21 protein-coding genes are annotated in these 21,685 nt (G+C 70.7%); 15 read left to right on the top strand and 6 right to left on the bottom strand.

Annotated elements, in window-relative coordinates; translation table 11 throughout:
* Positions 1-47: 47 nt before the first annotated feature.
* The 3 genes from ALI22I_RS37240 to ALI22I_RS37230 are packed head-to-tail and all read left to right on the top strand — an operon-like array spanning position 48 to position 2,979.
* A complete protein-coding gene (locus ALI22I_RS37240) occupies positions 48-704 on the top strand; it encodes a maleylpyruvate isomerase family mycothiol-dependent enzyme (RefSeq protein WP_077010303.1) in 657 nt (218 codons plus the stop codon).
* 17 nt (positions 705-721) lie between these two features.
* A complete protein-coding gene (locus ALI22I_RS37235) occupies positions 722-1,174 on the top strand; it encodes a DUF3180 domain-containing protein (RefSeq protein WP_077010302.1) in 453 nt (150 codons plus the stop codon).
* A 50-nt stretch (positions 1,175-1,224) separates the two neighbouring features.
* Positions 1,225-2,979: a DUF6779 domain-containing protein gene (locus ALI22I_RS37230; RefSeq protein ID WP_143532640.1), complete on the top strand. Its 1,755-nt coding sequence runs from the start codon at positions 1,225-1,227 to the stop codon at positions 2,977-2,979.
* Positions 2,980-2,991: 12 nt separating this feature from the next.
* Here the strand turns inward: ALI22I_RS37230 and ALI22I_RS37225 are convergent, their stop codons facing one another.
* From ALI22I_RS37225 to ALI22I_RS37215, 3 genes are all read right to left on the bottom strand, one after another.
* On the bottom strand, positions 2,992-4,056 hold the full coding sequence (locus ALI22I_RS37225) for an NADH-quinone oxidoreductase subunit D (RefSeq protein WP_077010300.1): 1,065 nt from the start codon (positions 4,054-4,056) through the stop codon (positions 2,992-2,994).
* 32 nt (positions 4,057-4,088) lie between these two features.
* A complete protein-coding gene (locus ALI22I_RS37220; protein ID WP_179118490.1) occupies positions 4,089-4,535 on the bottom strand; it encodes a DUF1203 domain-containing protein in 447 nt (148 codons plus the stop codon).
* A gap of 63 nt (positions 4,536-4,598) precedes the next feature.
* Entirely contained in the window at positions 4,599-5,585 is a 987-nt protein-coding gene (locus ALI22I_RS37215; protein ID WP_077010298.1) for an SAM-dependent methyltransferase, read from the bottom strand.
* 30 nt (positions 5,586-5,615) lie between these two features.
* Between ALI22I_RS37215 and ALI22I_RS37210 the strand changes: the two genes are divergently transcribed.
* The 5 genes from ALI22I_RS37210 to ALI22I_RS37190 all read left to right on the top strand — a co-directional run bounded on the left by ALI22I_RS37210 (position 5,616) and on the right by ALI22I_RS37190 (position 9,984).
* On the top strand, positions 5,616-6,788 hold the full coding sequence (locus tag ALI22I_RS37210) for a PrsW family intramembrane metalloprotease (protein WP_077010297.1): 1,173 nt from the start codon (positions 5,616-5,618) through the stop codon (positions 6,786-6,788).
* 91 nt (positions 6,789-6,879) lie between these two features.
* Complete coding sequence (locus ALI22I_RS37205) at positions 6,880-7,770, top strand: Rossmann-like and DUF2520 domain-containing protein (protein WP_077010296.1); 891 nt, start codon at positions 6,880-6,882, stop codon at positions 7,768-7,770.
* The gene (gene panC / locus ALI22I_RS37200) at positions 7,767-8,657 is read left to right on the top strand and encodes a pantoate--beta-alanine ligase (protein ID WP_077010295.1); all 891 of its coding nucleotides are present in this window, start codon (positions 7,767-7,769) and stop codon (positions 8,655-8,657) included. The genes ALI22I_RS37205 and panC overlap by 4 nt, the downstream gene beginning before the upstream one ends.
* 19 nt (positions 8,658-8,676) lie before the next feature.
* A complete protein-coding gene (gene panD / locus ALI22I_RS37195; protein WP_077010294.1) occupies positions 8,677-9,171 on the top strand; it encodes an aspartate 1-decarboxylase in 495 nt (164 codons plus the stop codon).
* Positions 9,172-9,198: 27 nt separating this feature from the next.
* Positions 9,199-9,984, top strand: a complete 786-nt coding sequence (locus ALI22I_RS37190; protein WP_077010293.1) for a type III pantothenate kinase — start codon at positions 9,199-9,201, stop codon at positions 9,982-9,984.
* Positions 9,985-10,074: 90 nt separating this feature from the next.
* Here the strand turns inward: ALI22I_RS37190 and ALI22I_RS37185 are convergent, their stop codons facing one another.
* Positions 10,075-10,836 carry a class I SAM-dependent methyltransferase gene (locus tag ALI22I_RS37185; RefSeq protein WP_202971156.1) on the bottom strand — a complete coding sequence of 254 codons (762 nt, stop codon included), beginning with the start codon at positions 10,834-10,836 and terminating at the stop codon, positions 10,075-10,077.
* Between the two features lie 62 nt (positions 10,837-10,898).
* Between ALI22I_RS37185 and lysS the strand changes: the two genes are divergently transcribed.
* From lysS to ALI22I_RS37160, 5 genes are all read left to right on the top strand, one after another.
* The gene (lysS, locus tag ALI22I_RS37180; RefSeq protein WP_077010291.1) at positions 10,899-12,410 is read left to right on the top strand and encodes a lysine--tRNA ligase; all 1,512 of its coding nucleotides are present in this window, start codon (positions 10,899-10,901) and stop codon (positions 12,408-12,410) included.
* Between the two features lie 114 nt (positions 12,411-12,524).
* Positions 12,525-12,872: a histone-like nucleoid-structuring protein Lsr2 gene (locus ALI22I_RS37175; RefSeq protein WP_077010290.1), complete on the top strand. Its 348-nt coding sequence runs from the start codon at positions 12,525-12,527 to the stop codon at positions 12,870-12,872.
* A 296-nt stretch (positions 12,873-13,168) separates the two neighbouring features.
* Positions 13,169-14,146, top strand: a complete 978-nt coding sequence (locus ALI22I_RS37170; protein ID WP_077010289.1) for a FecCD family ABC transporter permease — start codon at positions 13,169-13,171, stop codon at positions 14,144-14,146.
* Positions 14,143-15,222: a FecCD family ABC transporter permease gene (locus ALI22I_RS37165; protein ID WP_077010288.1), complete on the top strand. Its 1,080-nt coding sequence runs from the start codon at positions 14,143-14,145 to the stop codon at positions 15,220-15,222. Before ALI22I_RS37170 ends, ALI22I_RS37165 begins: the two co-directional genes overlap by 4 nt.
* Positions 15,219-16,013 (top strand): ABC transporter ATP-binding protein, encoded by a 795-nt coding sequence (locus ALI22I_RS37160; protein ID WP_077010287.1) that lies wholly within the window; start codon positions 15,219-15,221, stop codon positions 16,011-16,013. Before ALI22I_RS37165 ends, ALI22I_RS37160 begins: the two co-directional genes overlap by 4 nt.
* A gap of 115 nt (positions 16,014-16,128) precedes the next feature.
* On the opposite strand, the gene ALI22I_RS37155 is transcribed toward ALI22I_RS37160, so the two are convergent.
* A complete protein-coding gene (locus ALI22I_RS37155) occupies positions 16,129-16,932 on the bottom strand; it encodes a (2Fe-2S)-binding protein (protein ID WP_083752291.1) in 804 nt (267 codons plus the stop codon).
* 341 nt (positions 16,933-17,273) lie between these two features.
* Here ALI22I_RS37155 and ALI22I_RS37150 point away from each other — a divergent pair, with 341 nt between their 5' ends.
* Together ALI22I_RS37150 and ALI22I_RS37145 are read left to right on the top strand one after the other, a co-directional pair.
* Positions 17,274-19,832, top strand: coding sequence for an ATP-dependent Clp protease ATP-binding subunit (locus ALI22I_RS37150; RefSeq protein WP_077010286.1), 2,559 nt, complete (start codon positions 17,274-17,276; stop codon positions 19,830-19,832).
* A 107-nt stretch (positions 19,833-19,939) separates the two neighbouring features.
* Positions 19,940-20,911, top strand: coding sequence for an endonuclease/exonuclease/phosphatase family protein (locus ALI22I_RS37145; protein WP_077010285.1), 972 nt, complete (start codon positions 19,940-19,942; stop codon positions 20,909-20,911).
* Here ALI22I_RS37145 and ALI22I_RS37140 read toward each other — a convergent pair.
* The gene (locus ALI22I_RS37140; protein WP_077010284.1) at positions 20,883-21,680 is read right to left on the bottom strand and encodes an SIR2 family NAD-dependent protein deacylase; all 798 of its coding nucleotides are present in this window, start codon (positions 21,678-21,680) and stop codon (positions 20,883-20,885) included. The genes ALI22I_RS37145 and ALI22I_RS37140 overlap by 29 nt on opposite strands.
* Positions 21,681-21,685: the final 5 nt, after the last annotated feature.

Here is a 21,685-nt window from a genome sequence, read left to right as displayed (position 1 = left end):
TGCGGTGGGTGCGTGGCGGGGCTAGCGTTGGGTGCGGAGGTGGCGCGATGAGTAACGCGGTCACTTACGACGCCGCGCGGCGGCGGATCATCAGTCTGGTCACCGAGGGGAATCCGGACGCGGCGGTCGGAGCCTGTCCCGGGTGGACGGTGAAGGACGTGGTCGCGCACCTTGCCGGTGGGTTGGGGGATTTCACCGAGCAGCGGTTCGACGGGATCGAGGACGGCTCGTGGGGCGAGCGGCAGGTTGAGGAGCGGCGGGACCGCAGCCTGAGCGAGCTGTTGGTCGAGTGGGAGCGGAACTTCCAGATCGCCGAAGGGCTGTTCGACACGCCGATGGGCGCGGTGCTGATCGCGGAGATCATCTCGCACGAGCACGACATCCGGACGGCGCTGGGGCAGCCGGGGGAGCGGGACAACGTGGCCGTGCGGGCGGCGTTGACGCGGCCGTTGCAGGAGTTGGACAAGAGGATGCGGGCGCGACACCTGCCCGCGTTGCGGATCACGTTGGAGCACGGCGACCGCGTGGTCGGCGAAGGAGAACCGGCGGGCGTGCTGCACACGTCGTCGTTCGAGTTGCTGCGCGTGCTGGGCGGGCGGCGCAACGACGACCAGGTGCGTGCGCTGGACTGGGACACCGATCCGGGGCCGTGGCTGCCCGTGCTGCACGTGTTCGGGAGGCGCGACACCGTCCTGGCCGAGTAGTCGGGGACGATGGAGGGGTGAGGTTCACCAAACCCCGTGACCTGCTCGCCGCCGGACTCGTCGCGGGCCTGCTCGCGCACCTGCTCATCCGGCTCGCCTACGACACATTGCCGCCGCTGCCGACGTTCGCCGGTTTCACCCTCCTCCTGATCGCGGCGGTCAACCTGTGGCTCGCCTTCTCGCTGCGCGCCCGCATCCTCCGCAAGCCCGGTGCGCGGCCCGTGGAGCCGTTGACCGCGGCCCGGGCGGTGGCGTTCGCCAAGGCGTCGTCGTTGCTCGGGGCGATCATGCTCGGCGCGTGGGCCGGTGTGCTCGTCTACGTGCTGCCGGCGCGCGGGGAGTTCGAGGCGGCCGATCACGACGCGGTCAGCGGGATCGTCGGGATCGTCTGTGCCGCACTTCTCATCGGCGCCGCTTTGTGGCTGGAACGCTGCTGCAAAACCCCTGACGACCCGCATCTCGATCAATGAATACAGACGCGGAGGTCTCAATCGGGTAACTGACCGGTACGGTAGACGCCATGACCGGGCGAGGCGCGTCGGAAGATGACGAGCAGCAAGATCACGGTCGTGGCTCCGGGCGGCTACTGCTGGTAGCGGCATTGGCGCTCGCCCTCGGGGCGGCGGCGGTGCTGGTGCTGAGCGACAACGCCCGTTGGCTGCGGTTGGCCGTGGTCGCCGCGCTGTGGGCCGCGCTGGTCGGCGCGTTCCTCGCGGCCCGGTACCGCAAGCAGATCTCCGAGCGCGAGGACGAGGTCGCCGACCTCCAGTCGGTGTACGAGCTGGAGCTGGAACGCGAGGTCGCCGCACGTCGCGAGTACGAACTCGAAGTCGAGGCCGAGACCCGCAAGCGGGTGCAGGAAGAGGCGAAGGACGACCTGGAGGCGCTGCGCGGTGAGCTGCGCACCCTGCGGGAGAACCTGGAAGCCCTGCTCGGCGGCGAGGTGCTGGTCGAACGGGTGGCGTTGCGCGCCGAGTCGACCCGGATGCGCACCCTGTCCGACCAGTCCCGGCTGATGGCCGGGGGCGACAAGCGGATCATCACCGCCGGGGCGGCCGTGCCGGTCGCGAAGAAGGCCCCGGACAAGCCGCAGGCGGACCGCACCGAGTTGATCGAGCGGGTCAACGTCGACAGTTCGCGCAAAGATCAGGTTCGGCGTCCCGAACCGACGCGTCCCGAGCCCTCACGGCGTGAGCCGGCCCAGCCGGTGCGCCGTGAACCGGCCCGCGCCGCCGCCCAGCCCCGCCCGACACCGCCCGTGGTGGTGCGGCGGGAGCCGCCGAAGGCCGATCCGACGGAACGGGTGAGCCGGGACGTGGCGGCGCGGTTGGCGCCTCCCGCTGGGCCTGCCGGTCGGCCGGCCGAGCCCGCCGAGCGGCAGCGGACCGAGCCGTCGAAGACCGAGCACACCGTGCAGCGGCGCAGCCGGGTGGCCGATCGGACCGAGATGATCAGCCGGGACGCGTTGGCCGAGGGGCCGGTGCGTCGTCCGGAGGGTGCCGGTGCGCCGGTGCGGCGGACGCCCGGGCGTCCCGAGATGACCGGCGAGCAGCGGTCGGTGCCGCGCGTGGACTCGACCGGCGAGCAGCGGTCCGTGCCGGGCGAGATCCGTCGCCCGTCGACCGCGCGGGTGGAGTTGACCGGCGAGCACCGGCCGGTGGACGTGCGTCGGCCTGCGGCTCGGGTGGACATGACGGGTGAACAGCGGCCGGTGGGGCGTGCGGAGCCGGCCGCTGAGCCGGTGCGTCGGCCTGCGGCTCGGGTGGACCTGACCGGTGAGCATCGGCCGGTGGGTCGTCCTGACCCGCTCAGCGAGCAGGTGCGCCGGCAGGCTGTGCAGGCGGAGTTGACCGGCGAGCACCTTCCGGTGGGTCGGTCGGAGCCCGTGCGGCGGCCTGCCGAGGATGACGTGCGCCGATCGCGCCGCAGTGCGGCCGAGATGACCGGTGGTCACCGCCCGGTGGTCGATGAGCCGGTGCGAGGTGAGCCGGTTGGCGGACGTTCGGCCGATTCCGCGTCGGCCGCCGTGACGCCGTCGGAGGGCCGTCGTCGGGCGGCGGAGCCTGTGGCCGGCGAGTCGGGGTCGGGTGGTCGGCGTCGGGCCGAGGAGTCGTGGGACAGCTGGGAGGACAGCCCCAAGTCGTCCGGTAGGCGCAGCGCGCCCGAACCGGCCGAGCCCGCCGGGGCGCACGCGGACGGCAAGTCGGTCAGCGAACTGCTCGCCGCGTTCGGCGGTGGCGATTCGCCGCGTCGCCGTCGCCGCCGCGACGACTAGACCCGCGCGCCGTTACTTGTCGATGTCGCCGACGACCACGGCGAACGACCCGAGCACCGCGGGCAGGTCCGCCACCCGGGTGCCCGGCAGCAGCGCGGACAGGGCCTGGACGTTGTTGAACGACGGCGTCCGCAGCTTCAGCCGCCACGGGGTCTTCTCGCCGCGTGACGCCAGGTGGACGCCGGACGTGCCCAACGGCGCCTCGACCCACGTGTAGACCGACCCCTCGGGCGCTTTGATCGCCTTGGGCAGTCGCAGGTTGACCGGGCCGGTCGGCAGCCGGTCCAGGCACTGGTGGGCGAGCGCGATGGAGTGGCGGACCTCGTCCACCATGCAGCGGACCCGGGCGAGCGCGTCGCCCTCGGTCCGGACCACGGGGTGGACGTCCAGGTTCCGGTAGCCCGGCAGCGGGTCGTCGCGGCGCAGGTCGAAGTCCACCCCGGACGCCCGGCCGATCGGCCCGGTGACGCCGAACGCGAGTGCCGCGTCCCGCGTCAACACCCCGATACCGGTCAACCCCTCCGGCGCCTCGCCGGGGTCCACAGTGGACAGTACTTCGCGGACCCGGTCGGTCCAGCCGGCGGGGACGTCCTCGCGCAGGCCGCCGATCCGGTTGAACATGAAGTGGATGCGGCCGCCCGACGCTTCCTCCAGCACGGCCTGCACGGCGTCACGGTCGCGTGCGCCGGTGAGGGGTGTGAGGAACACGAGGTGCGCCATGATCCGGTTGAGCTCGCACAGCAGGGCGCGCAGGGCCTGGGCGCGGAGTGGGACGTCCATGCCGGTCATCCGCTCCACGGCGAGCGCGACGGCGAGTTCGTTGCAGAAGGCGGCGAGCCAGTCGTGCCGATTGGCGAGGGTGAGGACCTGCCGGTAGTCGCGGACCTCGAACAGCTTCTCCGCGCCTCGGTGCAGGTGCCCGACCAGGGGCTCGGCGGCGGTGATGACCTCGTCATCCCGGACCGTCAGCCGCAGTCGGTAGGCGCCGTGCGCCGACGGGTGCAGCGGGCCCAGATCGACCACCCGATCCACCCCGAGGTGCCGCGCCCCGGCGCCAACGCCCACGGTGATCTCCACCTGTTCATGCTCGCACCTCCCGCCCACGGCTCTTAATCGCGGGTGATGGCGAACAGGAAGCAGCCGTGGGAAACGCTTCGCACCTGGATTTCGGCCACTCGGGGATCGTCGAGCACTCTTGTCACCGTTTCGGTGAGGGTTTCCGGCTCGGCGATTTCACCGTCGTGGATGCGGCCGTCGGCGGTGTAGGCGCGGAGGGTTCTGGGTGCGTGGCGGAAGGCTTCCGGGAACTCCGTCGTGCTCGCCGGGCCGTCGCACGGTTCGGCGTGCGCGAACACGGGACCCAGTTCCTCGTACGGTCCGGTGCCCGCAGTGGGGGTGTGGCGGAAAAGGATCAGCGGCTCGCCCGCCTCGGCTTTGCGCAGGCAGCAGCGCAGTGGGGTGCCGGGGAATTCGACGTGCACCTCGTGGTGCTCGTCCGTGCCCGCCAGCTTGCGGGCACGGTCCAGCACATCGGTCGGCAACGCGTGGATTCTCATGCGCATGATCGTTGTCCGCCGAGGGGCGGTGTCGCCGGCGGTCTTCGGCCTTGGAAACGGTCATTACGGCTGCCACGGGGGAAGCGGCGGGAGCAGGGACGACACGGACACGCCCACGCCGTGCAGGAGCCACCCGAACGAGCCCAGCCCACCTTCCGCCCGCAGCTCCGCGATCCGGGACGCCCGTTCGGCCAACGTCAGCCAGTCCGCCGAGCCGGCAGCGCCGACTGAGCCAGCGGAGCCGATTGCGCCCGCCGAGCCAGCCACGCCGACCGCGCCGGCCGAGCCCGCCGTGCCGACCCGGCCGACGAGCCCTAGCGCCGCCAGCGCGTCCCGCTGGGACACCAGCACCCGGTCACCTCCGGCTGCCGCCCCGCACGCGTCCAGCGCCACGTGCGCGGTCAGGTCGCAGGTCCCGTCGAACACCGGCTCCACCCGCCGACCGTCCCGGTAGGCCGCGAACGTCCCCGACGCGTACCGCCCAGCCGCCCGATCGGCCAGCACGTGCCCGTAGTCCACCGCCAACGCCGCCCCGCGCACCCGCGACACCGCGTCCGCCCACGCCGCATCCCGAGGCGCCCCGACCTCCGCCTTCTCCCCCTCCCTCACCGGCCACCACCGATCCAACCAAGGGTGGGATAACGGGCCCGTAACCAACGGACAAGGCACCGCGTCCAGCCATTCGTGCCCCACCAACAACCCGCACACCGACGACGGCAGCGACGAGGCCCACCGCACCCCCGGCACCGCCCGCGAAGGCCCGACGTCCACCGCCGTCACCACCAACCGCGCCGCCAACGACGACCCGGCCGCCAACGACCGCACCGCCGCCGACAGCTCCCCGCCACCGGCACCGACGTCGACGAAATCCAGCCGCGCGGGCCGGCCGAGACAAAAGTCCACCCGATCGAGCAACACGAGGAGCGCTTCGGCCAGCTCAGGGCCTACCAGCGGCGCGGTGCGGAAGTGGTCGGCGGGCACCTCCCCACGCGTGAAGAACCCCGACGGCCCGTACAGCGCCTCCCGCCACAGGGCTTCCGAGTCAACCATCAGTCAAGTGTCCCTTTAAGGTTTCCCCCCGTGACCACTCCCGCCCGCAAGCGCGTCGACCAGCGCCGCTGGACCGTCCTGCTCCCGGTAGTGGGCCTGATCGCGCTGGGCGTGTCCGGGCTGGTGCTGCTCGGCCTCGGTACGAGCAAGATCGGCCTGCTGCCCATCCTGGTCGGCGCGGTGGCCGCGCTGGTGCCAGTCCTGGCGGTGATCGGCGCCTACCTGTGGATCGACCGCTGGGAGCCGGAACCGGCGAAGATCCTGCTGCTCGCCTTCTTCTGGGGCGCGTGCGGCGCGACGATCACCTCGCTGGTGTTCAACCAGACCGCGCACGTGCTCGGCCAGCTGATCGACGGCGGTGACGGCAGCACGTTCGCCGCCGTGATCGGCGCGCCGATCACCGAGGAGGCCGCGAAGGCGGCGTTCATCGTGGTGCTGTTCCTGCGCCGCCGCCAGGAGTTCGACGGCGTGGTGGACGGCGTGGTCTACGCGGGCGTGACGGCCGCCGGCTTCGCGTTCACCGAGAACATCTGGTACTTCGGCCGGGTCTTCTCCGACAGCGGTTTCGGCAACCTCAGCAGCGGCGTGATCGCGCTGTTCATCCTGCGCGGTGTGCTGTCGCCGTTCGCGCACCCGCTGTTCACGTCGATGACCGGCATCGGCATCGGCATCGCGGCGATCACCGCCAGCCCGAAGCTGCGGGTCGTCGCACCGGTCCTCGGCTACCTGGCCGCGGCCGGCCTGCACTCGCTGTGGAACTTCTCCACCACCGTCGGCACCGGCTCCACCTTCATCAACCTGTACTTCCTGATCATGGTGCCGATCTTCGCCGGCATGGTGTTCATGGTGGTCTGGCAGCGCCGCCGTGAGCAGCGGATAGTCGCGGGCCAGCTGCCGGTCATGGCGGCCAACAAGTGGATCGCCTCCAGCGAGGTCACCCTGCTGGCCAGCCTCCAGGGCCGCAGCCGGTGGCGGCGCACGGTCCGGCGCAAGGTCGGCGACGACGCGGCCAAGGCGGTCGCGGGCTACCAGGTGGCGGCCACCGAACTGGCCTTCCTGCGGCACCGCATCGCCAACGGAACCGCGGGTCAGGGCGCCGAGGAACGGCACGAAATGCTGCTGGAGGCGCTCATCGCGGCACGCCAGGCCGCGGTCGACGCGCCGGGTGCGCTGAAGGCCGCGGGTGGCGTTCGTCGCAGTTGAGCGCTGATCGCAACACACCGGATTACGCTCGCGCCCGTCGTCCGGTACCCGCACATCAGGGCCTGGAACGCCGCCTGAAGGAGTACGTCGCATGGACGCGACCCCCCGCCCCGCGCGGCTGGCCGTGGGAGTGATCTCGGCAGGCCGGGTGGGTTCGGTGCTGGGCGCCGCGCTGACCCGCGCGGGCCACGTCGTGAGCGCCGTCTCCGCCGTCTCCCGCGACTCGCTGCGCCGCGCCGAAGACCTGCTGCCGGACGCGCTCGTGCTGCCGCCACCGGAAGTCGCCGCCTCCGCCGACCTGGTGCTGCTCGCCGTGCCGGACGACGAGCTGGCGGGCCTGGTCCGCGGCCTCGTCGCCACCGGTTCGCTGCGGGCCGGGCAGATCGTCGTGCACACCAGCGGCGCGCAGGGCGTGGACGTCCTTCGGCCCGCCACCGAGCTGGGCGCGCTGTGCGTGGCGCTGCACCCGGTCATGACGTTCACCGGCCGCGTCGAGGACGTGCAGCGGATGAACGCCTGCTCGGTCGGCGTCACCGCGGCCGACGACGACGAGATCGCGTGGAACGTGGGCGAGGCGCTGGTGGTGGAGATGTCCGCTGAACCGGTGCGCGTCCCCGAGGCCGCCCGCCCGCTCTACCACGCCGCCCTCGCGCACGGCGCGAACCACCTGATCACCCTGGTTGCCGACTGCGCGGACCTGCTGCGCGGCGCCGGTATCGAGGACGCCGAGCGGATGCTCGGCCCGCTGCTGTCCGCCGCGCTGGACAACGCCCTGCGGCACGGCGACCGCGCCCTCACCGGTCCGGTCGCACGCGGCGACGCGGGCACCGTGGCCAAGCACCTGGCGGTGCTCGCCGACCAGGACACCCTGTCCGCATACCGGGTTCTCGCGCTCCGCACCGCGGCGCGCGCTCAGGCCGCCGGGCTGCTCAAGCCCGAACTGGCGTCCGACGTCCGCACCACTCTTGAGGAACAGGCATGACCAAGCCGCTCACCAAGGACGACTACACGCCGAACGACGTGACGGTGCACCGCGACCCGGCACGGCTGCACCGCGTCACCAGGGCGTTGAAGGCGGCCGGTCGCAACATCGCCCTGGTGCCGACCATGGGCGCGCTGCACGCGGGTCACCGCAAGCTGATCCGCGAAGCGCAGGTCATGCAGAACACCGTGGTCGTCGTCTCCATCTTCGTGAACCCGACGCAGTTCGGCCCGAACGAGGACTTCGACCGCTACCCGCGCAGCTTCGAGTCCGATGTGGACATCTGCCGCGAGGAGCGCGTCGGCCTGGTGTTCGCGCCGTCCGTGGACGACATGTACCTGCCCGGCGGCACCGTCACGGTGGACCCCGGCCCGCTCGGCGACGAGCTGGAGGGCAAGACCAGGCCCGGCCACTTCACCGGCGTGCTGTCCGTGGTCGCCAAGCTGTTCAACATCGTGCAGCCCACCTACGCGGTGTTCGGCGAGAAGGACTACCAGCAGCTCACGCTGATCCACCGGATGGCGCGCGACCTGAACTTCCCGCTGGACGTGGTCGGCGTGCCGACCGTGCGCGAGCCGGACGGCCTGGCGCTGTCCTCGCGCAACCGCTACCTGTCCGCCGACGAGCGCTCCGCCGCGACCACGTTGTCCGCCGCCCTGGTGGCGGGCGCGTACGTCAGCGGACAGGGCGCGGACGCCGTGCTCAAGGCCGCGCGCGACACCCTCGCCGCGGTGCCCGGCATCGAGCTGGACTACCTGGAGCTGCGGGCGCCCGACCTCGGCCCGGCCCCGGAGAACGGCGACGCCCGCCTGCTGGTGGCCGCCCGCGTCGGCTCCACCCGACTGATCGACAACGCCGCCGTGCTGCTCGGCAGCGGCGACGAGTAGCACGAGTAAGGGGACCGCGATGTTGCGCACCATGCTCAAGTCGAAGATCCACCGGGCCACCGTCACCCAGGCCGACCTGCACTACGTCGGCTCGGTCACGGTGGACGAGGACCTGATGGACGCCGCCGACCTGCTGGCCGGCGAGCAGGTCGCGATCGTGGACGTCACCAACGGCGCGCGCCTGGAGACCTACGTCATCCCCGGCGAGCGGGGCACCGGCGTGATCGGCATCAACGGCGCGGCGGCGCACCTGGTGAAGCCGGGCGACCTGGTGATCCTCATCGCCTACGGGCAGATGGACGACGCCGAGGCACGGGTGTACGAACCGAAGGTGGTCTTCGTCGACGCCGACAACAAGGTGGTCGACCTGGGCGCCGACCCGGCGCGCGCTCCGGAGGGTTCCGGACTGGTCAACGGGTCGACGACCGCGCAGAGACCGGCCCAGGCGGAGCCGGTGTCGGCGGAGACCGAGGACGCGGCGGCGCTGGACGCGTTGATCCAGGCCGAGGACTAGTAGGCCGAAACCAGGGGGAGACCCGCTGTGCTGCTCGCCATCGATGTCGGCAACACCAACATCGTCCTGGGCCTCTACGACGGCACGGGCGATTCCGCCGCGCTCGTCCGCGACTGGCGGATGCGCACCGACGCCCGGATGACCGCCGACGAGCTGGCGTTGACCATGCGCGGTCTGCTCGGCGAGTACGCCGACAAGATCACCGGCATCTCGGCGCTGTCCACCGTGCCCGCGGTGCTGCGTGAACTGCGGGTGATGCTCGGCCGGTACTACTCGACCGTGCCGAAGGTGCTGGTCGAGCCGGGCGTGCGGACCGGCGTGCCGCTGCTGGTGGACAACCCCAAGGAGGTGGGCTCCGACCGGGTGATCAACACGTTGGCCGCGCACCACCTGCACAGCACGGCGTGCGTGGTGGTCGACTTCGGCACGTCCACGAACCTCGACGTGATCTCGGCCAAGGGCGAGTTCCTGGGCGGCGCGCTGGCGCCCGGCATCGAGATCTCCGTGGACGCCCTCGCGGCACGCGCCGCGCAGCTGCGCAAGGTCGAGCTGGTGCGGCCCCGGTCGGTGATCGGCAAGAACACCGTGGAATGCCTGCAGTCCGGCATCGTCTACGGCTTCGTCGGCCAAGTGGACGGCCTGGTGAGACGGATCGTGGACGAACTCCAGCTCAGCGAGCCGGGCCCGGTCACGGTCATCGCCACCGGCGGTCTCGCGCCCCTGGTGGTGACCGAGTCGGCCACCATCCAGGCGCACGTGCCGGATCTGACGTTGCTGGGCCTGCGGCTGGTTTTCGAGCGCAACATGAAATAGGGGATCACGTCGTGTTGATGGCCGCTGCTCCGCAGACGGCGGGCGAGGTCGCCTGGGGAGTCGACCTCGCGGTGAGGTCACGCGGTGAGATCATGCGGTCTTGGTGCACACCATGCGCTTCACCAGGGTCATCAACGGGTAGTCGAACTCGCCCTCGGCGGTTTCCGGACGGGACTTGAGGAACGCGAGCATCCGCGCGTTCAGCTCGTCCCGTTCGTCCTCCGAGATCACCAGGACGTGCGAGTGCGTGTTGATGGTGGCCACCAGCGACTCGGCGGTGCGCCGGTGGGTGTGCTTGAACAGCCGCTCGGTGGGCACGGTGAACAGCTCGTGCGTCGGCATCCAGTCGCCGTGCAGGTCCTTCACGCTGACGCTGGACGTGCTCACCTCGCCGAACTCGGCGACCCACGGCACCGTGACGTCGTCGCCGTTCCACATCGCGGCCACCACACCGCCGGGCCGCAGCACGCGGGCGATCTCCGGCAGCGCCCGCTCGGGGTCGAACCAGTGGAACGCCTGCCCGACCAGCACCGCGTCCACGGTGCCGTCCGGCACCGGGATGCGCTCCGCGCTGCCGGGCAGCGCGCGCGCCGGACCGTGCCGGCGCACCAGTTCCGACAGCATCCCCTCGTCCGGCTCGACGGCCGTCACCTGGTGGCCCTCGGCGAGCAGGCCGCCGGTCAGCTTGCCGGTACCCGCGGCGAGGTCCACCACGTGGTGCGGCCCCTCGCCCAGTGGCTCCAGGGCCCATCTGATGGCCTCGATCGGGTAGTCCGGTCGGTGTTCCGCGTAAGCCGAGGCGTGCGCTCCGAAGGAGTGCGCGCGCCGGGCCCGCAAGTCATCTCCCGTCACCACGCACAGCCTAGTGAGATCCGGTTCGTTTTCCCGAGCGGTCTTTCCGTACCCTTCCCCTTGTGAGTGAGCAGCCAGCGACCGGTTCCGCGACCAGCGACGACGATCTCCCCGAGCAGCTGAGGGTGCGCCGGGAGAAGCGGGCGCGACTGCTGGAACGCGGTGTCGATCCCTATCCGGTCGAAGTACCGCGCACGCACACGTTGCGCGAGGTCCGCGAAGCACATCAGGGACTGGAGCCGGACACCGCGACCGGTGAAGTCGTCGGTGTGACCGGCCGGGTCATGTTCATCCGCAACACCGGCAAGTTGTGCTTCGCGACACTGCGTGAAGGCGACGGCACCGAACTGCAGGCCATGCTGAGCCTGGCCGGTGTGGGCGAGCAGGCGCTGGGCGAATGGAAGTCCGACGTCGACTTGGGCGACCACGTATTCGTGCACGGCGAGGTCATCACGTCCCGCCGCGGCGAACTGTCGGTGATGGCGGACCGGTGGGCGATCACGGCGAAGGCGTTGCGCCCGTTGCCGGTCGCGCACAAGGAACTCGCCGAGGAAACCCGCATTCGCCAGCGGTACGTGGATCTGATCCTGCGTGAGCAGGCGCGGAACACGGTGCGCAACCGGGCGACCGTGGTGCGCTCGTTGCGGGAGTCGTTCCACCGGCGCGGTTTCATCGAAGTCGAGACGCCGATGTTGCAGACGTTGCAGGGCGGTGCGACCGCCCGGCCGTTCGTCACCCGCTCGAACGCGCTCGACATCGACCTGTTCCTGCGGATCGCGCCGGAGCTGTACCTCAAGCGGTGTGTGGTAGGCGGTATCGAGAAGGTCTTCGAGATCAACCGCAACTTCCGCAACGAGGGCATGGACTCGTCGCATTCGCCCGAGTTCTCCATGTTGGAGTACTACGAGGCGTACGCCACCTACGACACGAACGCGGTGCTGACCCGGGAGCTGATCCAGGAGGCCGCGCTGGCCGTCGCCGGTTCGCACGTGGTGACGCTGGTCGACGGTTCCGAGTACGACCTCGGTGGCGAGTGGACCACGTTGAGCATGTACGACTCGTTGTCCGACGCGGTCGGTGAAGAGGTCACGCCCGAAACTTCTCCGGAGCGGCTGCGCAAGCTCGCGGACAAGCACGGCCTGGAGACCGACCCCAAGCTCGGTCACGGCAAGCTGGTCGAGGAGCTGTGGGAGCACCTGGTCGGGGACACCCTGCACGCGCCCACGTTTGTGCGCGATTTCCCGGTGGAGACCTCGCCGCTCACCCGTCAGCACCGCAGCCGGCCGGGGGTCGCCGAAAAGTGGGACCTCTACGTGCGCGGTTTCGAGTTGGCCACGGGATACTCGGAACTGGTGGACCCGGTGGTCGAGCGGGAGCGGTTGGAAGCCCAGGCACGCCTTGGTGCGACCGGTGACGTCGAGGCGATGCCGGTCGATGAAGACTTTCTGCGATCACTGGAGTACGGAATGCCACCGAGCGGTGGTGTGGGAATGGGCATCGACCGGCTGCTGATGGCGCTCACCGGTCTCGGTATCCGGGAGACGATCCTGTTCCCCCTCGTTCGCCCTGAATGAGTAACACCTCGGACTCGGGGGGCGCATTCAGGGAGTTGTGCGCTAACCTGCACTCGCCAATGCTTTAAGGTCGCGGTCGGGGAACACCGCGCATTCGAGTCCAGGAGGATACGCATGGCGCAGAAGGTCACCGTGACCCTGGTCGATGACCTGGACGGCGGGAAGGCCGAGGAGACGGTCGGCTTCGGATTGGACGGTGTGTCCTACGAGATCGACCTTTCTGCGAGCAATGCGGACAGGCTCCGTGACGCTCTCGCCGACTTCGTCGCCAGTGCCCGCAAGGCGGGTGGCCGCAAGCGCGGTCCGGGTCGTCCGGCCGGTGTGAAGGCGGCTCGTCCGGCTTCGGCGGATCGCGAGCAGAACCAGGCCATTCGGGAGTGGGCGCGCAAGCAGGGGATGAAGGTCTCCGATCGCGGGCGCATCCCGGCCGAGGTGCTGGAGGCTTACCACCAGCAGGGCTGACGGGAGTGATTGACGTGGCGCAGGCCACGGCAATTACGTCAATCGACGAAGGGGCACCGGATTCGTCCGGTGCCCCTCGGTTGTATTTGTGAACCCGCGGCTACCGCCCTCCGCGAAACGATGATCTTTTCCGCGCACCGTTCCGGGCGTTCCGGGTGCCGTTCGGCGATCTTCCGCTCGACCGTTCGGTGGCACGGAGCGTGTCCGCCAATCATCGCAACGCATTCGGTTAGGCTTGCCTCACCGAACTCGGCCGGCGCGGGAGGAGCAGCACTTTGGCCCTCCGCAGCACCCGCATGTTCCTGCTCCTCGGGCTTCTCGGGCTTCTCGTGCTGGTCGCTCTCGCCAGCGTCGCCATCGGTGCCAAGGACATCCCGCTCGGCGACGTCTGGCACGCGTTGACCGCCCCGGTGGGGCTGGAGAACGACCTCGTCGTCCGCGAATTGCGGGTACCGCGCACGCTGCTCGGCGTCGCCGTGGGCATCGCGCTGGGCGTCGGTGGGGCGTTGATGCAGGGGCACACCCGCAACCCGCTGGCCGATCCGGGCATCCTGGGCGTGACGCAGGGGGCGGCGTTCGCCGTCGTGCTGTCGATCTTCACGCTGGGTGTGACCAGTCTCTACGGGTACGTGTGGTTCGCGTTCGCGGGCGCGTTGGTGGCCAGCGTCGTGGTGTTCCTGCTCGGTTCCGGGCGGTCGGGGCCGACTCCGGTGACGTTGGCGCTCGCCGGGGCGGCGGTGAGCGCGTTGATGCAGGGTCTGGTGGCGGCGCTGGTGCTGCTGGACCGGCAGAGCCTCGACGCGTTCCGGTTCTGGCAGGTCGGCGGGATCGCCGGGCGTGACCTCGCGGTGCTGTGGCAGGTGCTGCCGTTCCTGGTGCTGGGGCTGCTGCTGGCGGCGTTCAACGCGGTCGGGTTGAACGCGCTGGCCCTCGGTGACGACGTGGCGCGGTCGCTGGGGCAGCGGGTGGCGTTGACGCGGGTCGTGGGCGTGGTCGCGACCACGTTGCTCGTGGGCGGCGCGGTGGCGGTGTGCGGGCCGATCGGGTTCCTCGGTCTGGTCGTGCCGCACGCGGCGCGGGCGTTGACCGGGCCGGACTACCGGTGGCTGCTGCCGTTCTCGGGGGTGATCGGCGCGATCGTGCTGCTGGTCGCGGACGTCATCGGACGGGTGGTGACCAGGCCGGGCGAGCTGGAGGTCGGTGTGGTGATGGCCCTGGTCGGCGCGCCGTTCTTCGTCGCCTTGGTGCGGCGGCGGAAGCTGGTGAAGCTGTGACGGGGTCGCCGGCGAAGGGGCTGCCGGCCAAGGGGTTCCGGATCGGACCGGTGTCCGGGCCGCTGCGGTGGCGGCCGTTCGTCGTGGTGGTCGTCGGGCTGGGGCTGATGGTGCTCGCGGCGGCGGTCAGCGTGGCGCGGGGTGACTTCCCGATCCCACTGGGTCAGGTGTTCGACGTGCTCATGGGCGGAGGGCCGCGGGGGCAGCGGTTCATCGTGCTCGACCTGCGCCTGCCCAGGGCGTTGACCGGCCTGTTCGTCGGCGCGGCGCTCGGTGTCGCGGGGGCGGTCTTCCAGACGATCGCGCGCAACGCGTTGGCGAGCCCGGACATCCTGGGCGTCACGTGGGGTGCGGGGGCCGGTGCGGTCAGCGTGATCACGTTCGCCGGGTCGCTCGGCGCGGTCGACGGGACGTTGTCGCGGGTCGGGGTGCCGTTGGCGAGCCTCGCCGGCGGGCTGCTGGCCGGGCTCTTGGTCTACGGGCTGGCGTGGCGGCAGGGGATCGAGGGGTTCCGGCTGGTGCTCGTGGGCATCGGTGTGTCGGCGGTGGCGGGCAACTTCACCCACTACCTGCTGACGGTCGGTGACGTGACGGACGCGTCGCGGGCGATCGTGTGGATCACCGGCAGCCTCAACGGGCGCGGGTGGGAGCACGTCGTGCCGGTCGGGCTGGCGCTGGCGCTGCTGATTCCGGCGGCTCTGATCGGGGCCCGGCTGCTGGGTGCGCTCCAGTTCGACGACGACACCGTGCGCGGGCTCGGGGTGCGGCTCAACGGCGCGCGCAGCGTGATGCTGTTGCTGGCCGTCGTGCTGGCCGCCGTGGCCACGGCCGCTGCCGGTCCGGTGGCTTTCGTGGCGCTGGCGTCACCTCAGATCGCGTTGCGGCTGGCCGGCACCGCCACGCCGCCGCTGCTCGGGTCGGCCGTCGTCGGCGGGCTGCTGGTCGTGGTGTCGGACCTGGTCGCGCGGCTGGCGTTCGGCGGGTTCGAACTGCCGGTCGGCGTGGTGACCGCGGTGCTCGGCGCGCCCTATCTGATGTACCTGCTCGTCCGCAGCCGCCGGGAGGCACGGGTATGACCGCTGTTCGGCTCCAGGCCCAGTCGCTGTCCGTCGGGTACGGGGAGCGGCTGGTGGTGTCCGACCTCGATCTGGACGTGCTGTCCGGTTCGGTGACGGCGGTGATCGGGCCCAACGGGTGCGGCAAGTCGACGTTGCTGCGGGCCCTGGGACGGCTGCTGCCCGCCCGGGCGGGCGCGGTGGTGCTGGACGGCAAGCGCATCGACCGCACGCCCACGCGTGAGGTGGCGAAGGTGCTGGCGATGCTGCCGCAGTCGCCGCAGGCGCCCGAGGGGCTGACCGTGGCCGAGCTCGTGGCGCGCGGCAGGCACCCGCACCAGGCCTGGTACCGGCAGTGGTCGCCGGACGACGAGGCGGCCGTGACGGAGGCCCTGGAGATGACGGCCATGGCGGACTTGGCCGACCGGACCGTGGACGAGCTGTCCGGCGGGCAACGGCAGCGGGCGTGGATCTCCATGGCGCTGGCCCAGGGCACCGACCTGCTCCTGCTGGACGAGCCGACGACCTACCTGGACCTGGCCCACCAGATCGACGTGCTCGACCTCGTGCAACGCCTGCACCGCGAGCACGCGCGGACCGTCGTCATGGTCCTCCACGACCTCAACCTCGCCGCCCGCTACGCCGACCGCCTGGTCGCCATGAAAGACGGCCGCATCATCGTGGAGGGCTCCCCCTCCGACGTCCTGACCGAATCCAACCTCCTGGAGGTCTTCGGCCTTGACGCCCGAGTCGTCACCGACCCAGTAGCCGGCACCCCCCTCGTAGTCCCCATCGGCCACCGCCACCGCTAACCCGACGTGAACGTTCGACTCTCGCGCGTGTCCTACGTTCGGAACGCGCGTGTCCTACGTTGGGAACGCGCGTGTCCTACGTTGGGAACGGGTGAGTTGAGCGTTCAGAACGTGGTCAGCAGACGCGGGGGCAGGTGGCGCAGGCTTCGGCGTTCGGCAGGACGAAGTGGAAGCAGCAGCTCTCGCGGCGCCTGGTCCAGCCGGTTTCGGTGGCCTTCAGGGTGGACGCGGAGGTGAACGGGTCGAGCTTGGCCGGCAGCAGCAGCGCCGCGTCCATCACGCCCGCGGTCTCGTCGCCGGTCAGCTGACCCGCGGTCCACGCCGCGCTGTCCAGGGCGTCCGTGGCCGCCGCCCACAGCATCCGACGCCCCAGCCGCACGGTCGACCCGAACGAGCCCACGAACTGCGCGCTGTGCGCCGCGAAACGGGCCCTCAGCAGCGCCGCCAACGCGGTCTCGTCGGCCACCACCGTCGCCGCCGGGTGGTTGCCCGCCGGGTCGTCGGGCAGGCACGCGAAGTCGTCCGTCAGCAACGCCGCACCGACCGCGTGCGGCCGCCCCTCGGGCGCCAGCCGGAACGCCACGTCGGAGGGCCGCAGCGACGGCACCCGCCGCGCGGTGTGGAACAGCAGCCCGCCCAGCATGCCGACCACGTTGAGGTACCAGCTCATGACGTACCCGGCGGTGGCGCGGTCGGGCGACTCGCCGTACTGCTCGCGCATCCACTCGGCCAGCTGCTTGCGCCACACGTCGAACCGCTCGGGTTCGCCGACGAACTCCGAGCAGACGACCCAGCCACCACGGTCAGCCGGCAGGCCGAACCGCACCTCGAAGCCCTGCGACAGCGCGGCGACCCGCCGGACGGACTCCGCGACAGGCGTTGTCACGTCGCACGCGGTCACCCTCACGGGTACGGTCATGGCCAGAAGGTCCTCGTCGGTTCGGTAGGTCTGAGGCTTGCCTAACCTTACCGAGGTTCACCTAACCTGCGCCACAGCGGTGACGTCGGTCACCCCGGCGTCGCCGAACGGTTGAATGTTCGCGTTGAGCGGACAACAGCCGTTCCGTGGAATCTGCCTGGCAGATCACGCGTTGATACCGATGACAGAGATCCCCGAACGCGACTGCCTGCTAACGGGAACTGAGAGTGTCGGGGCTTGACGACTACAGTGGTCCCACGGTGCCGCGCTCTCCACGGTCAGCCAGACGGTGGGCCAGGGGTGAGCCCGAGGACCGCCGGCGCAGCAGTCAGGGAGTGCGAATGTTCGAAAGGTTCACCGACCGCGCGAGGCGGGTGGTTGTCCTGGCCCAAGAAGAGGCCCGGATGCTCAACCACAACTACATCGGCACCGAACACATCCTCCTGGGGTTGATCCACGAGGGTGAAGGTGTCGCCGCCAAGGCGCTGGAGTCGTTGGGGATCGCGCTGGAGGGCGTCCGCCAGCAGGTCGAAGAGATCATCGGCCAGGGCCAGCAGGCTCCATCCGGCCACATCCCCTTCACCCCGCGCGCCAAGAAGGTGCTCGAGCTGTCACTGCGCGAAGCGCTGCAGCTCGGACACAACTACATCGGCACGGAACACATCTTGCTGGGCCTGATCCGCGAGGGCGAGGGCGTCGCCGCGCAGGTGCTGGTCAAGCTGGGTGCTGACCTCAACCGGGTGCGCCAGCAGGTGCTCCAGCTGCTGTCGGGCTACTCCGGCGGCAAGGAGCCGGCCGAGTCCGGTGGCCGCGGTGAGGGCACCCCGTCCTCGTCCCTGGTCCTGGACCAGTTCGGGCGCAACCTGACCGCCAGTGCGCGGGAGGGCAAGCTCGACCCGGTGATCGGGCGCACCAAGGAGATCGAGCGGGTCATGCAGGTGCTGTCCCGCCGCACCAAGAACAACCCGGTCCTGATCGGCGAGCCCGGCGTGGGCAAGACCGCCGTGGTCGAGGGCTTGGCCCAGATGGTGGTCAAGGGCGAGGTGCCCGAGACGCTGAAGGACAAGCAGCTCTACACGCTGGACCTGGGTTCGCTGGTCGCGGGCTCGCGCTACCGCGGTGACTTCGAAGAGCGCCTGAAGAAGGTGCTCAAGGAGATCCGCACGCGCGGCGACATCATCCTGTTCATCGACGAGATCCACACCCTCGTGGGTGCGGGCGCGGCCGAGGGCGCGATCGACGCCGCGTCGATCCTCAAGCCCATGCTGGCCCGGGGTGAGCTCCAGACCATCGGCGCGACCACGCTCGACGAGTACCGCAAGTACGTCGAGAAGGACCCCGCCCTGGAGCGCCGGTTCCAGCCGATCCAGGTCGGCGAGCCGTCGCTGGAGCACACGATCGAGATCCTCAAGGGTCTGCGCGACCGGTACGAGGCGCACCACCGCGTCTCGATCACCGACTCGGCGCTGGTCGCCGCCGCCACCCTGGCCGACCGGTACATCAACGACCGGTTCCTGCCGGACAAGGCGATCGACCTGATCGACGAGGCGGGCGCGCGGATGCGCATCCGCCGGATGACCGCGCCGCCGGACCTGCGCGAGTTCGACGAGAAGATCGCCGACGTGCGCCGGGACAAGGAGTCCGCGATCGACGCGCAGGACTTCGAGCGCGCCGCGAAGCTCCGTGACGCGGAGAAGCAGCTGCTGGGCCAGAAGGCCGAGCGGGAGAAGCAGTGGAAGGACGGCGACCTCGACGTCGTCGCCGAGGTGGACGACGAGCAGATCGCCGAGGTGCTGGCGAACTGGACCGGCATCCCCGTGTTCAAGCTCACCGAGGAGGAGACCAGCCGTCTGCTCCGCATGGAGGACGAGCTGCACAAGCGGATCATCGGCCAGGTCGACGCCGTCAGGGCGGTCAGCCAGGCGATCCGCCGCACGCGGGCGGGTCTGAAGGACCCGAAGCGCCCGTCGGGCTCGTTCATCTTCGCCGGCCCGTCCGGTGTGGGTAAGACCGAGCTGTCCAAGGCGCTGGCGAACTTCCTGTTCGGCGAGGACGACGCCCTGATCCAGATCGACATGGGCGAGTTCCACGACCGGTACACGGCGTCGCGCCTGTTCGGTGCCCCTCCCGGCTACGTCGGCTACGAAGAGGGCGGCCAGCTCACCGAGAAGGTGCGCCGCAAGCCGTTCTCCGTGGTGCTGTTCGACGAGATCGAGAAGGCGCACCAGGAGGTCTACAACACGCTGCTCCAGGTGTTGGAGGACGGCCGCCTGACCGACGGTCAGGGCCGGACGGTGGACTTCAAGAACACCGTCATCATCTTCACGTCCAACCTCGGCACGTCGGACATCAGCAAGGCCGTCGGCCTCGGCTTCACCTCGGGTCAGGACACCGCGTCCAACTACGAGCGGATGAAGAACAAGGTCAACGACGAGCTGAAGAAGCACTTCCGGCCCGAGTTCCTCAACCGCATCGACGACATCATCGTCTTCCACCAGCTCACGCAGGACGAGATCATCAAGATGGTGGACCTGATGATCGCCCGGGTCGAGACGCAGTTGAAGAACAAGGACATGGCGATCGAGCTCACGGATCGCGCGAAGATGCTGCTGGCCAAGCGCGGGTTCGACCCGGTGCTCGGTGCCCGGCCGCTGCGTCGCACGATCCAGCGTGAGATCGAGGACCAGCTGTCGGAGAAGATCCTGTTCGGGGAGATCCAGCCCGGGCACATCATCATCACCGACGTCGAGGGCTGGGACGGCGAGTCCGAGGCCGACGACAAGGCGCACTTCGTGTTCCGCGGTGAGCCCAAGCCGCTGCGGGTGCCGGACGCCCCGCCGGTCGACCTCGCGTCGTCCGGTGGCGACTCCGGTGGCGAGTCGGACTCCGAGTCCGCCTGACGCCTGACGGCTGAACGCGCCAGAGTCGAAGCGCCCCCCGGGATTCCGGGGGGCGCTTCGGCGTTGTCGGCGTCGGCCGTACCTCCGTTTCGGGCAGACTGGATCTCGTGGTCGACATCGAGGAACGCCGCACCAGGCGTGGGGGGACGACGTTCCTGCTGGTGGTGGCCGCTATCGCGTTCGTGCTCGCCGGCGTCACCCGGCTGCTGGGGATCGACGGCAGCCGCCACATGCTCGCCACGACCGCCCTCACGCCGTACGTCACGGCGGCGGGCGTGGTCCTGGGCGCACTCGCGCTGCTCTTGAGGCGTTGGGTGGTCGGCCTCGTCACATTGTTGGTCGCGGTCGTGCTGGTGGCGGCGGTCGCGCCGCGGGCGTTCCCCGACTCACGGCCGGTCGGCGTCGGCCAGGACGTCACGGTGATGGCGGCGAACCTGCTGGTCGGCAGGGCCGACGCGGAAGCGGTGGTGGCGGCCGTCAAGGCGCACGACGTCGACGTGCTGGCCCTCCAGGAGCTGACGCCGGACATGGTCCGCGATTTCGAACGCGCCGGGCTGGCGCGGGTGCTGCCCTACCGGCACTTCCTGGACGAACCGGGCGGCTCCGGGTCGGGCATCGCGTCCCGCTACCCGCTGTTCCCCCGCACCCTCACGCCGCCCAGCTCGTTGCGCCAGGCCGGCGCGCTGGTCGACCTGCCCGGTGACGACATGGAGGTGCTGTCCGTGCACCCGATGCCGCCGGTGATCGACGCCGGGCCGGAGCGGTGGCAGCGGGACATGGCGGGCCTGCCGACCCGGGAGATCAACGGTCCGGTGCGTGTGCTGGCGGGCGATTTCAACGCCACCCTCGACCACGTCGGCCTGCGCCGACTGCTCGGCGACGGTTACGTGGACGCGGCCGACCAGGTCGGCGAGGGCCTGAACCCGACGTGGCCGTCCGGCGCGCTGTGGCCGCCGCCGGTGACCATCGACCACGTGCTGGTGGACAGCCGGTGCCCGGTGGACACGTTCCGCGTGGTCGACATCCCCGGCACGGACCACCGGGCCGTGGTCACCCGATTCGTCGTGCCAGCCCGGTGATCGCTTCGAGCGCGCCCATGGGCAGCGACACCCCGCGCCCGTGCCGGACCTCCGGCTCACGCGGGTTGATCCTGATCAGCGCGCCGGAGGCGGCACTGGCCAGTTCGGCCTGACGGCGCACGGTCGGCACCGCGACACCCGCGCCGATCTCGATCACGGCGAGGTTCCGGTGCGCGCGCCGCCACTGCACCAACCCGTCCAACGCCTTCTGCGACGGCCCTCCGACCCACGACCAGTCGCCGAACATGAGGATGTTCGGCCGGGCCAGGCCACCGCAGTTGCGGCACGACGGCAGCGGCCCGGTCGCGCGCATCGACACCGGGTCCACGTCCACCACGAGGTCGTCGGCGGGCCACACGTCGTCCGTGCACGGTTCCACGCACTGGAGGTGGTGGATCGAGCCGTGCACCTCGGCCACCTCGGTGAACCCGGCCCGCTGGAACTGGCCGTCCACGTTCGACGTGAACACCCGCGCGTCCCAGTCCCGCAGCACGCGGAAGCCGTCGTGCGGCACGGTGCGCCGGTACAGGTCGAGCCGGTGCCCGTAGAAGCCCCACGCGAGCGTGGGGTCCTCCACGAAGTGCACCGGGTCGGCCAGTTCCTCGAAGCGCAGCCCCAGCCGCTCGTAGGGTGGGTACGCCTGCCAGAAGCCGGTGGCGCCGCGGAAGTCCGGCAGGCCGGAGTCGACGCCCATCCCGGCTCCCGCGCACACCAGCAGCGCGTCGGCGCCCTTGATCAGCTCCGCCGCGCGGTCGAGCGCCTCGGTCAACCCCG

Origin of the sequence: Saccharothrix sp. ALI-22-I, assembly GCF_001984175.1 — a bacterium.
In the GTDB taxonomy this organism is placed as follows: domain Bacteria; phylum Actinomycetota; class Actinomycetes; order Mycobacteriales; family Pseudonocardiaceae; genus Actinosynnema.
Note: the sequence above shows the minus strand (reverse complement) of the source record. Positions and strands in the feature narration are given on the sequence as shown.

What these genes read in the sequence shown, in the direction of transcription:
- ALI22I_RS37220 (WP_179118490.1), bottom strand. Translation starts at nt 4,535, where the DNA reads ATGAGAATCCACGCGTTGCCGACCGATGTGCTGGACCGTGCCCGCAAG.
- panD (WP_077010294.1), top strand. Translation starts at nt 8,677, where the DNA reads ATGTTGCGCACCATGCTCAAGTCGAAGATCCACCGGGCCACCGTCACC.
- ALI22I_RS37215 (WP_077010298.1), bottom strand. Translation starts at nt 5,585, where the DNA reads ATGGTTGACTCGGAAGCCCTGTGGCGGGAGGCGCTGTACGGGCCGTCG.
- ALI22I_RS37160 (WP_077010287.1), top strand. Translation starts at nt 15,219, where the DNA reads ATGACCGCTGTTCGGCTCCAGGCCCAGTCGCTGTCCGTCGGGTACGGG.
- ALI22I_RS37175 (WP_077010290.1), top strand. Translation starts at nt 12,525, where the DNA reads ATGGCGCAGAAGGTCACCGTGACCCTGGTCGATGACCTGGACGGCGGG.
- ALI22I_RS37170 (WP_077010289.1), top strand. Translation starts at nt 13,169, where the DNA reads ATGTTCCTGCTCCTCGGGCTTCTCGGGCTTCTCGTGCTGGTCGCTCTC.
- ALI22I_RS37230 (WP_143532640.1), top strand. Translation starts at nt 1,225, where the DNA reads ATGACCGGGCGAGGCGCGTCGGAAGATGACGAGCAGCAAGATCACGGT.
- ALI22I_RS37155 (WP_083752291.1), bottom strand. Translation starts at nt 16,932, where the DNA reads ATGACCGTACCCGTGAGGGTGACCGCGTGCGACGTGACAACGCCTGTC.
- ALI22I_RS37150 (WP_077010286.1), top strand. Translation starts at nt 17,274, where the DNA reads ATGTTCGAAAGGTTCACCGACCGCGCGAGGCGGGTGGTTGTCCTGGCC.
- ALI22I_RS37240 (WP_077010303.1), top strand. Translation starts at nt 48, where the DNA reads ATGAGTAACGCGGTCACTTACGACGCCGCGCGGCGGCGGATCATCAGT.
- ALI22I_RS37205 (WP_077010296.1), top strand. Translation starts at nt 6,880, where the DNA reads ATGGACGCGACCCCCCGCCCCGCGCGGCTGGCCGTGGGAGTGATCTCG.
- panC (WP_077010295.1), top strand. Translation starts at nt 7,767, where the DNA reads ATGACCAAGCCGCTCACCAAGGACGACTACACGCCGAACGACGTGACG.